We start from the raw sequence: 10,023 nt of genomic DNA on the forward strand, positions 1-10,023 counted from the left end.
CGCGGGCGTCCGGGCGTCCGGGCGTCCGGGCGACTCGGAACCCCGGGGCGGGCGGGTGTGGACGGCGGCTGCCCGGGCAGCCGCTACGCATGCTGTTGATCCGACCGCCTGGCGTCTATCCGCCCCAGGGCGACACCGAACTGCTGGCCGAGTGCGTACGCCGGGAGCCGCTCGACGGCTCCAGTCGGGTGCTGGACCTGTGCACCGGGACGGGGGCCGTCGCACTGGTGGCCGCACACAGCGGCGCCCGGGTCACGGCGGTGGACCTGTCCGCACGCGCGGTCGTCACCGCCTGGTGCAACACCCGGCTGCACCGTCGGCGGATCCGGCTGCGGCGCGGCGACCTGCTGGTCCCGGTGACCGGTCGGCGCTTCGACCTGGTCACCGCCAATCCCCCGTACGTCCCCACCTCCTCCCGCAGCCGCTCCCCCGGGCGCGGCGCCGCACTGGCCTGGGACGCCGGGTCGGACGGGCGGCTGGTCCTGGACCGGATCTGCCGCACGGCGCCCCGCGTACTGTCCGCGGGCGGTGTCCTGCTGCTGGTGCAGTCCGCACTCGCGGACGTCCCGGCCACGCTGGCGGCCCTGCGCGGGGCGGGGCTGCGCGCGGACGTGGCGGCGCGCAGGCGGCAGCCCTTCGGGCCGGTGCTGACGGCCCGCGCCGCCCTGTTGGAGCAGCTGGGGCTGATCCGGCCGGGCGAGCGCGAGGAGGAGCTGGTGGTGGTGCGCGGTGTCCGGGAGCACTGAGTCCAGGAGCGCGGTGTCCGGGAACGCGGTGTCCGGGAGCGCTGACCGCGTCACGCGGGTGACGGTCGTGCCGGGCGGCCCGATGCTGGTCGAGGGGCCGGTGGAGGTCGTCCTGCCGGACGGCTCGCGCCGGGTGTCCGAACGCCCCGTGGTGGCGCTGTGCGCCTGTCGGCGGAGCCGGACGTACCCGTTCTGCGACACGAGCCACCGACGGCACGGCGGGCCCCGCCAGGGGTCGCGGGGGCGCGCCGGTTCAGAGCGGGGCGGGGGCGGGGAGCAGCCCGTCGCCGGGGAGGGGTGAGCGCAGGGACGTCCGTCCCCGCTGCCAGCAGTCCACGAGGTGGTCTCCGAGGCGCCGGTCCACGGCGTCGGCGGCGGCGATGCCGAAGGCGATGTCCGGTGCGGCCCCCGGCTCGGCGTCCACGATCTCCCCGATCACCCCGCGGCGCACCAGCTGCTCGTGGACGGCGTCCGCCTCGACGTGCTCGCGGTAGAACAGCACGCCGTCCGGGCCGCCGCCCAGCCGCTCCAGGGCGGTGGCCAGCCGGGCCGAGCCGGGCGAGGAGGTGATCTCGACGGCGGCGAACTGCCCGACCGCCGCGTACCGCAGCGCCCGGTGCAGGCCGAACAGCATCATCAGGTTGACCATCGCCAGCGCCGGTGCGGGGACCAGGTCCAGGTAGTGCCCGTAGCGGGGATCGAGGCCGAAGGCGGCCATCATCCGGGCGAACAGCGAGGCGTGGGCCCGTTCCGGGCGCCCGGCGCCGTACTCGTCGTAGGCGATCGACATCAGCACCGCCTGCGCGGGCCCGTGCACCCTCGGCAGCGTCCACAGCTGCGGGTCCGCCTCCTTGAGGTGGTAGACGGAGCGGTGCACCAGGTACTCCCGGACGTGGCGGCGCTCGCCCTGCCCCAGCAGGAAGTACGACGGCCCGGTGCCCTCGACCGGCTCGGTCAGCAGCTGCTCCTGCACCTCGGCCAGCGGCGGTACCGGCTCGACCTCGGCGCGCACCGCCGCGAGGAAGGGGCGCTCCAACTCCCGCCGCAAGGCGAGCAGTTCGGGCTCCCACTCCCATCCGGGGTGCACGCCGGGAAGTCCCCGGTCGTGCAGCTCGTAGCACAGGTACAGCGCCAGCTGGTGGTCGTCGCCCCACGGCTCGGAGAGCGGGGCGACCGGCGCGAGCAGCCGCCCCGCACCCGGCGGCCCGGCGGTCACCAGCCCGAGCACCGCCGCCGACAGCGGTCCGCGCGGGCCCGGCAGGCCGCTCGTCGCAGGTCCGTCACCCCCGTCCATGCCGCCTCCTCCTCACCGGGAAAGTCCTCCGGGTCCGCCGAAGCGGATGCCCGCAGCGCGCGGTTCCTAACACTCGGCCTGGGTCCGGCCGGAACCCGACCGCGAAACACGGCGATCGGAGCCACGGGGCACGGCCGGGGCCGATGCGGGCGCAAGCCCACCTCCGCGCAGCAGCTGCCCCACATCGCGGTGGACACCGGAGACGAGGGCCCCGGGTTCGACCCGGACGAACTCGCCCGGGTGCGGGTCCTGATCGGGCAGGGTCTCCAGGGCACGGGCATCATGAGCGCTGTCGAGTACACCTCCGAGTGGCGGACGGTGTGCCTGCACGGAGGCAGCGCGGAGCTCTGCCCCCAGTGACCCACACGGCGCGCACCGCCGTCACCCGAGGCCCCGCCGGCGGAGCGACGGCAGCGTCGAGCAGAGCCGCGCGACGCACTTCACGTCCGGCTCCGCGTCCGCCTCCGAACGAGGAAGACCGACTCCCCGGGAGAGCGCATGATCGACAGACTGCCGTCACCGCTGGCGGGAAGGCGGGTCCTCGCCGTCGTCGACGGGGAGCACTACCCGGATGTGGTCCGGGAAACGCTGCGCGCGTTGCCCTGCCGGGTGGCGGGTGCGCTGTTCGTCGGCGGGACGGAGAAGCTGCGGGAGGCGCCGGACTTCGGAGCGCCGCTGCTGACCGGAAGCCTCGCGGACGCCGTGTCCGTCTGCGGTGCCGATTTCGTCCTCGACCTGTCGGACGAACCGGTGGTCGGGGGTCCGGAACGGATGGCGTACGCCGCACAGGCGATGGCCTGCGGGATTCCGTACGCGGGTGCGGACTTCTGCTTCGAGCCCCCGCGACTGGCGCCGTTCGCACTGCCGTCCCTCAGCATCGCGGGCACGGGCAAGCGGATCGGCAAGACCGCCGTCAGCGGACACACCGCGCGCTTGCTGGCCGAGCGGTGGAACGTCGTGGTCGTCGCCATGGGCCGCGGCGGACCGGCCGAACCGGAGGTGGTGACCGACCCGCCGAACCTCACCGACCTGCTGGAGCTCTCCCGATCCGGGCGGCACGCCGCCTCCGACTACATCGAGGACGCGGTGTTCACCGGGGTGGCCACCGTGGGGGCCCGGCGCTGCGGCGGCGGCTTCGCGTCCGCTCCGTTCGCCTCGAACGTCGCGGCGGCGGCCGAGACGGCGGCCAAGCTCTCGCCCGATCTCGTCCTGTTCGAGGGCAGCGGGACCGTCCTGCCTCCGGTGGAGGCGCGTCGGCGGATCCTCGTCATCGGCGGCGGCCAGGATCCCGGCCGGGTGTTCGGCTACCTGGGCGCGTACCGGCTCCTGGTCTCCGACCTGGCCGTGCTCACCCTCGCCGATCCGCAGCTCGACATCCGGGCCATGCGCGCGGCCGTCCGGCGGATCCGGGACGTGCCGCTGATCGCCGTCGCGCTGCGCCCCCGGCCGGTCTCGGACGTGTCGGGGCGTCGCGTCGCGTTCTTCACCACCGCCGCGCCGCACGTCCTCCCCGGGATGGTCGACCATCTGCGGACGAGGTACGGCGCCCATGTCGTCCACGCCACGAACGCCCTCGCCGACCGGCACCGGCTTCGGGCCGAACTCGCTGACCTCGACGCGGAGTTGTACCTGGTGGAACTCAAGGCCGCCGCCGTCGACGTCGTCGCCGAACACGCCGAACGGCGCGGCGTCCCGGTCGTGTTCTGCAACACCGGGGTGACTCCACTGCCCGGCGAACCCTGCTTCGACGAGGCCGTCCTCGCACTGGCCACCGAGGCGATCGGCTGAAACCCGGCAGTACGGAGCAGGCGGCGGGAGACACGGGCCGTCAGCGGCTCTTCGACTCTTTGCGTGACGAATCGCCGTCCGGAGGAGAGAACGCGGGCGCGTAGAAATCACACAGCGCACCCGTCGTCACGGCCGCGGGGTTTGGGCGGGGCCGCGGCTGGCCAGGCGCCCGGTAGGGCGCCGTCGCTTCGCCTCCGAGCGGGGCCCAGCAGGGCGGCGGCGCCCGTCGGCCCAACACCGCGTGCGCGGAGCCGGGTGTCCGGCGACGCTGGCCGTGGACCCGCCGGCGCACCGCCCGGCGGGCGCGACAGGGTGAAGGGAGCCCGTCATGGCCCGACCCATGTGGACCGGAGTGCTCACCTTCGGCCTGGTCACCGTGCCGGTCGCGCTGTACACCGCGACGCAGTCCCACGACGTGCGCTTCCACCAGCTGCAGCGCGGCACCTCCGACCGGGTGCGCAACAAGCGCGTCAACGAGCGCACCGGCAAGGAGGTCGAGTACGCGGACATCGTGAAGGGCTACGAGGTCACCGAGGGCGAGTACGTGATCGTCGAACCGGACGAACTGGAACGGATCTCTCCCGGCCGCTCGCGCACCATCGACATCACCGGGTTCGTCGACCTCGCCGACGTCGACCCGATCTTCTTCGACCGCACCTACTACCTCGGCCCCCGCGGCAAGGAGTACCAGAAGGTCTACGCCCTCCTGGTCGAGGCCCTGGAGCACTCGGGCAAGGCCGGGCTGGCGATGTTCGCGATGCGCGGCAAGGAGTACCTGACCGCGGTGCGCTCGGAGAACGGTCTGCTCGAGCTGCACACCATGCACTTCGCAGACGAGGTCCGCGACCCCCGCGGCGAGATCGGCGACCTGCCCGAGAAGGTCGGGCTCACGCCGCAGGAGGTCAGGACCGCCGAGCAGCTGATCGGCATGCTCGCCATCGAGTGGAAGCCCGACGAGTGGCACGACACCTACGAGGAGCAGGTGAGGAGGCTCGTCGAGGACAAGCTCGCCGGCCGCGAGATCGCCGTCTCCGCAGGCCCCGCCCCCGAGGCCACGAACGTCATCGACCTGATGGACGCGCTGCGCCGCAGCCTCGAAACCGCCCGCAGGGGAGAACCGGCCGACGAGCCCGGGAAGGGGCGGGCCGGCCGGGCCGCGGCCGCCCGCGCCGACCGCTCCCCCAAGCCGACCGGCGGCAAGAAGAGCACCGCTGGCAAGGCCGGCGCGGCCAGGACCACGAAACGCGCCGGCGCCACCGGCGGGCAGCAGTTGTCCGGGCTCACCAAGGCCGAGCTCTACCGGCGGGCCACCGACCTCGACATCCCGCACCGGTCCACGATGACGCGCGACGAGCTCCAGGAGGCCCTCGAACACGCCGGACGCCCGCGCCGCAAGGCGTCCTGACCACGGCCCGGTGCTCCTGAACGAAGCCGCCCTGTCGGTCCTCCGCTCTAGCATCGCCGGCATGGCTGAGCTCACGTTCCTGACCGCCGTCCGCGAGTCGTACGACACGGTCGCCGCCGATTACGTCGAACGCGTGCCGCCTCCGGCCGCGATGGATCCGCTGTCACGCGCGATGCTGGCGGGGTTCGTCGAGCTCGTGCGGACGGCCGGTCCGCGGCCGGTCGCGGACCTGGGGTGCGGCCCCGGCCGGGTGACGGCCCACCTGGCCGAGTTGGGGGTGCCGGCCTTCGGTGTCGATCTGTCGCCGAAGATGATCGGGCTGGCCCGGCAGGCCTATCCGAACCTGCGGTTCACCACGGGCTCGATGACGGAGCTGGAGACGGGGGACGACGAGCTCGGCGGCATCCTGGCCTGGTACTCCACCCACCACACGCCCCCGGAGTGGCTGCCGACGGTGTTCGCCGAGTTCCACCGCACGCTCGCGCCCGGCGGCCACCTGCTCTGGGGGGACTACGTCGGCGACGAACGGCTGCAGCCGACCCAGGGCTACGGCCGTCCGGTGTCCTACGAGTCGTACCTCCTGCCCCTGAACCGCGTCGTCGGGCTGCTGGAGCAGGCCGGACTCGTCATCACCGCGAGGCTGGAGCAGGAGCCTGGCGGGCTGGTGACCAGGCCGCGCGCCTGCCTGGTGGCCCGCAAGCCCGAATAGCCTGTCCGCGCTGCCCCATCAGCCTGTCCCCGCTGCGCGAAGACGACGGGGTCGTAGAGGCGCAGGGCCGCGAGGCGGCCGGCGGCGGTGGTGAGGGCGCGCTGGGTCGTGCGCGCCGTTGCAGGCCGGAGGGTTTCGCGGCCTCCCGGACGAGTCGTGCGTCGGGCAGGGCGGGTCGGCCGGAGCCCCGAGCAGGGGCCCGCACTCCCGCGGGCCCCTGCCGGCTGCCGTCAGCCGACGGTCAGGGTGAACGGTCCGGCCAGTACGGAGTAGCCGTCGTCGGCGAGGTAGTACGCGTCGTAGCGGCCCGCGCCGCTGAGCTTGCCGGTGGCGAAGGTGACGGCACCGCTCTGGTTGGGCGTGTAGGACCAGGTGAGCGCGGACCGGGATCCGGGGGTGACGCCCGCCGGGTAGAGGCCGACCCAGTTCTTGGCGCCGGCCTGGGACGCGTTCGGGACGCTGTAGCGCAGGGTGACGTTGCCGCCGTTCGCCACCGCGTTCAGGTCGCCGGTCAACGTCGGCCCGGTCGCGGTGGACGGCGCGAAGGCGGCGTTCAGCGGCGTCGCGTAGGTGTCGTTGGCGGTGAGGCCGGGCAGGCCGAGGGCCGACTCGATGGTGCGGCCGATGCCGTAGTGGTCGTAGTGCAGCGGGCTGCTGGTCCCGGCCGGGACGGTGCCCTGGGAGCCGACGACGACGGTGGCGAGGTGGTTGTAGCCCTCGTTCTGGCTCTCGTCCCAGGTCAGGAGCAGCAGCGAGCGCTGCTGGGTCCAGGCCGGGGAGGACAGCACCGGGGCCAGGGTCTGCTGCAGCCAGCCGTCCTGGGTCTTCAGGCTGGTGGCGCTGCCGTTGCCGGAGGCCTCGCCGTCGTAGTAGTCGTCGGCGGCGATCCAGGAGAAGTTCGGCGTGGTGGCGGCCGACTTCAGGTCGGTGGTCAGCTGGGTGGTGTCGAACAGGTGGGCCGCGCAGCGGGCCGGATTGCCGCTGATGTCGGTGTAGTTGATGAAGGGCGCGTCGTCGGGCATGTAGTAGCTGTCGTTGTTCTTGTTGGTGTTGCAGGGCGTGCCCATGCCCTGTTCGTAGGCCTTCCAGGTCTTGCCGGCGTCCTCGATGGTGTCGCCGAGGTTGCGCTGCGGGGAGTTGATGTCGGGCCAGTAGGTGGCGCCCTTGGTGTAGGTGTCGCCGCCCGCGACGGCGAGGTAGTTCTCGTCGCTGGGGTGGTAGACGCCGTGGGCGTCGGTGAGGGTGGCGCCCCGGGACATCAGGCTGTGGATGTACGGGGTGTCCGCCGGGTCGTTCATGATCTGCGAGTAGTCGGTGTTCTCCATCATGACGGTGAACACGTGGTCGTAGCCGGGCACTTGGGAGGCGGGCGGGGTGAGCGGCGCGGGCGGGGCGACCGGGGTGTCGAGGGTGAGCGAGAGGTTGTCCAGGTAGCCGGTCTCGTTCGTGGAGGACAGGAACTGCACCTCGACCTGGATCGACCTGGTCCCGGCCGGGACTGCACCCGTGGCGGTGCGGGAGAGGAACTCGGTGCTCAGTCCGCGGTCGGTCGCGGAGACGGTCGGCAGCTTGGCGGTCGGGCCGAGCGGCCTGCCGCCGGCGTCCTGGAAGTGCAGGGCGACCGCGGCGTAGCCGCCGTAGGTGGTCCAACCGCCCAGCCAGCCCGCCAGGTTGTAGTGCACGCTGCCGCCGTCTATCGCGGTGGCCGCGGAGGAGACGTCGACGGTCTGGCTCATCGAGCCGTCGCCGAAGTTGCCCGGCCCGAAGAAGGCCTTGCCGGGCGTGTTGCCGTCCTTCGGCAGGCCGAAGGAGCCGGCCGTGGCGCACATGACGTCGACGCCGCCGGCCTCGGTCGTCCAGCCGGGGACGGTGGTGGCGGCGCTCCAGTCGTTGGTGCAGTAGCCGCCGGCCTCGGCGTCGCCGTTGACGATCAGGTTGCCGCTGCCGACCGCCGCCTGCGCGGCGGTGGGTGCACCGACGACCAGGGCGCCGACGAGCGGGAGGGTGGCGAGCAGCCCGCCGAGGGGGCTCCAGCGCAGTCGCATGGGGGTACCTCGTCCCGTTGGTTGCGTGAGGGTGGTTGCCGTGGCCGTGCACCACGGCGGGACAGAGATACCGGTTCGGTGCGGCCCGGGGAAGGGCGCGCGGGCGAACAGCGGCCGAACTTGGTCAGACAACTTCACTCGGGGGTCGACCGCTCGCCTCGCCGCGGCCGCCGCACGGCGCGGAACGGCCCGCCGGCGGGTCACCCTCCTGCGGGTGGACCGTCACCATCGTGCGCCGGGAAGGTGACCGACGGTGACCGGACCGGAGCGGCCTCGTTGACCGGACATGACCATTGCCAAACGCCTGGCCGCCGTGGCCGTACCGGCCTTCGCCGCGCTCTCGCTGGGCGGTGTCCCTGCCTTCGCCATCGAGCACGTCCGGCACCTCGACCCGCCCGTCACCGTCCTGCAGTGCGAGGAGGGCGGCGGCTTCGTGGCCGCCGACATCCGCACCCGTCGCGAGTTCTGCGTCGGCGGGGAGTTCAACGACCACTACGTCACCTGGGAGTGACCGTGTGCGGCGGTGCCCCGGGGCGCTCCGCCGCGCCTCAGACCTCCGGTCCGTAGGCGCCGAAGCCGCGGCAGACCAGGCCGTCGCGGAAGGTGAGCACCTCGGCGACGCCCCGGCCCCGCTCGTTGCGGTAGTTGATGACGAGCGTGTCGACGGAGGCCCGGACGTCCTCGACGGTGAAATGCAGATCGGGCAGGTGCTGCAGGCCCTTGGCCCAGTAGACGCGCAGCGCCTCCTTGCCGCGCACCTCGCCCGTCGGGTCGCCGACGAGGTCGACGATCCGGGGCGAGGCGAAGACGATGTCCTCGGTGTAGTGGGCGAGGATGCGCTCCAGGTCGTGGGAGTTCCAGTCGGCGGCCCACTCTCGGGCGAAGCGGGTGGCGAATTCGTGGTCCATGGCCCAGGACGCTACGACAACCGGCCCACCGGCGCCCGCCCTTCCGCCATCCGGTCACCCGTTGTCGAGCGGCGCCGAGCGCCCGCCACAGCCGTCCGGGCGCACTCTGAAAATCAGGTGATCGCCGGGACGGCGGCGAACTCCGGTGGGATGCTGTGTCCTTGGTCCGACCACCGCCGCACCGATCCGGGGGAACCTCCATGCCACTGTTCGGCAACCGCAAGACCCTTCCCAAGCCGCTGTGCGACGAGCACGGTCCCTGCAAGACCCTGGCCGGGATCCCGGCCTCCGAGGTCCGGGACCGCCTGCGGCTCCTGATCACCCCGACCCGCGGTCTGGGCCCCGACCCCGTGGCCCGGCAGATCGACGACGAGCTGTCGGTCGTCCTGTGCGTCAACGGCGGGAAGCGGGGCGGAGCCACCGAGGCGCTGTCGATAGCCGAGCACGCCGCCGACCAGTGGAGCATCGGCCGGGCCGAGCTCTGGGAGCTGGCCTTCGCCAACCTGGCCGCCGAGCGGCTCAACCGGCAGTCCTTCAACGCCACGAACGGGGACGTCCTGTACGCCGTCAACGGGATGGGCACGTGGCCCGGCGCCGCCCAGGCGCTGCGCCTGGAGAACGCCCTGGGCGGGACGGAGCTGCCGTACGGCGCCCTGGTCACCCTGCCGACGGGCAACGCGTTCTGCGCGGCGCCGATCCGCAGCGCGTCGTCGCTGAACGCGATCCGCTTCATGATCGACCTGTCGAAGCAGCTCCAGGTCAACGACCCGGCCCCGCTGACCTCGTCGATCTTCTGGTACCGGAACGGCCGGCTGGAGAACCTGAACGTCGGCGACAACGGCATGATGCGGCCGTCCGCCGCCTTCCGCGAGATGGCGAACGGCCTTCCCGCCGTCTGACCCTCCCGGTCGGAGCCCGCCCCGACTGCGCGCCCGGAGGACGGCGGCGGCGGTCCTCCGGGCGCACTGCTCCTGCCCGGCGGCAGGCGCGGTCAGCCCTGCTCGGTGCGCCGCTCCAGGCGGGACCCCGTGGCGCGGGGTGATCGACACCAGGTCGCTGGGGCGTCGGGTTCCAGCCCGCGCCGGCGGCCCGGCGCCGACGAGGCGCCGGGCTCGACCGGGCGGAACC

11 protein-coding genes are annotated in these 10,023 nt (G+C 73.2%); 8 read left to right on the forward strand and 3 right to left on the reverse strand.

Features of this window, described 5'->3' with window-relative positions:
- Window positions 1-89 precede the first annotated feature (89 nt).
- Together ACFV1W_RS39010 and ACFV1W_RS39015 are read left to right on the forward strand one after the other, a co-directional pair.
- Window positions 90-746, forward strand: a complete 657-nt coding sequence (locus ACFV1W_RS39010) for a HemK2/MTQ2 family protein methyltransferase (RefSeq protein WP_380422152.1) — start codon at window positions 90-92, stop codon at window positions 744-746.
- Between the two features lie 82 nt (window positions 747-828).
- Entirely contained in the window at window positions 829-1,047 is a 219-nt protein-coding gene (locus tag ACFV1W_RS39015; RefSeq protein ID WP_380422168.1) for a CDGSH iron-sulfur domain-containing protein, read from the forward strand.
- Here ACFV1W_RS39015 and ACFV1W_RS39020 read toward each other — a convergent pair.
- Window positions 1,000-2,040 (reverse strand): iron-containing redox enzyme family protein, encoded by a 1,041-nt coding sequence (locus ACFV1W_RS39020; RefSeq protein ID WP_380422154.1) that lies wholly within the window; start codon window positions 2,038-2,040, stop codon window positions 1,000-1,002. The genes ACFV1W_RS39015 and ACFV1W_RS39020 overlap by 48 nt on opposite strands.
- A 189-nt stretch (window positions 2,041-2,229) precedes the next feature.
- On the opposite strand from ACFV1W_RS39020, the gene ACFV1W_RS39025 reads away from it, so the two are divergent.
- The 4 genes from ACFV1W_RS39025 to ACFV1W_RS39040 all read left to right on the forward strand — a co-directional run bounded on the left by ACFV1W_RS39025 (window position 2,230) and on the right by ACFV1W_RS39040 (window position 5,942).
- The gene (locus ACFV1W_RS39025) at window positions 2,230-2,400 is read left to right on the forward strand and encodes a hypothetical protein (RefSeq protein ID WP_380422156.1); all 171 of its coding nucleotides are present in this window, start codon (window positions 2,230-2,232) and stop codon (window positions 2,398-2,400) included.
- Between the two features lie 138 nt (window positions 2,401-2,538).
- Window positions 2,539-3,828, forward strand: a complete 1,290-nt coding sequence (locus ACFV1W_RS39030; protein ID WP_380422157.1) for a hypothetical protein — start codon at window positions 2,539-2,541, stop codon at window positions 3,826-3,828.
- 328 nt (window positions 3,829-4,156) lie between these two features.
- Window positions 4,157-5,233, forward strand: coding sequence for a Ku protein (locus ACFV1W_RS39035; protein WP_380422159.1), 1,077 nt, complete (start codon window positions 4,157-4,159; stop codon window positions 5,231-5,233).
- Between the two features lie 61 nt (window positions 5,234-5,294).
- Window positions 5,295-5,942: a class I SAM-dependent methyltransferase gene (locus ACFV1W_RS39040; RefSeq protein WP_380422161.1), complete on the forward strand. Its 648-nt coding sequence runs from the start codon at window positions 5,295-5,297 to the stop codon at window positions 5,940-5,942.
- A gap of 230 nt (window positions 5,943-6,172) precedes the next feature.
- Here ACFV1W_RS39040 and ACFV1W_RS39045 read toward each other — a convergent pair whose 3' ends face one another.
- A complete protein-coding gene (locus ACFV1W_RS39045) occupies window positions 6,173-7,987 on the reverse strand; it encodes an alkaline phosphatase family protein (protein ID WP_380422163.1) in 1,815 nt (604 codons plus the stop codon).
- Window positions 7,988-8,273: 286 nt separating this feature from the next.
- Between ACFV1W_RS39045 and ACFV1W_RS39050 the strand changes: the two genes are divergently transcribed.
- Window positions 8,274-8,498, forward strand: coding sequence for a hypothetical protein (locus tag ACFV1W_RS39050; RefSeq protein WP_380422164.1), 225 nt, complete (start codon window positions 8,274-8,276; stop codon window positions 8,496-8,498).
- 37 nt (window positions 8,499-8,535) lie between these two features.
- Here the strand turns inward: ACFV1W_RS39050 and ACFV1W_RS39055 are convergent, their stop codons facing one another.
- Window positions 8,536-8,895 (reverse strand): nuclear transport factor 2 family protein, encoded by a 360-nt coding sequence (locus ACFV1W_RS39055; protein WP_380422165.1) that lies wholly within the window; start codon window positions 8,893-8,895, stop codon window positions 8,536-8,538.
- Window positions 8,896-9,095: 200 nt separating this feature from the next.
- Here ACFV1W_RS39055 and ACFV1W_RS39060 point away from each other — a divergent pair, with 200 nt between their 5' ends.
- On the forward strand, window positions 9,096-9,794 hold the full coding sequence (locus ACFV1W_RS39060) for a hypothetical protein (protein WP_380422166.1): 699 nt from the start codon (window positions 9,096-9,098) through the stop codon (window positions 9,792-9,794).
- Window positions 9,795-10,023 lie beyond the last annotated feature (229 nt).

This window comes from Kitasatospora sp. NPDC059648, assembly GCF_042734825.1.
GTDB lineage: Bacteria > Actinomycetota > Actinomycetes > Streptomycetales > Streptomycetaceae > Kitasatospora.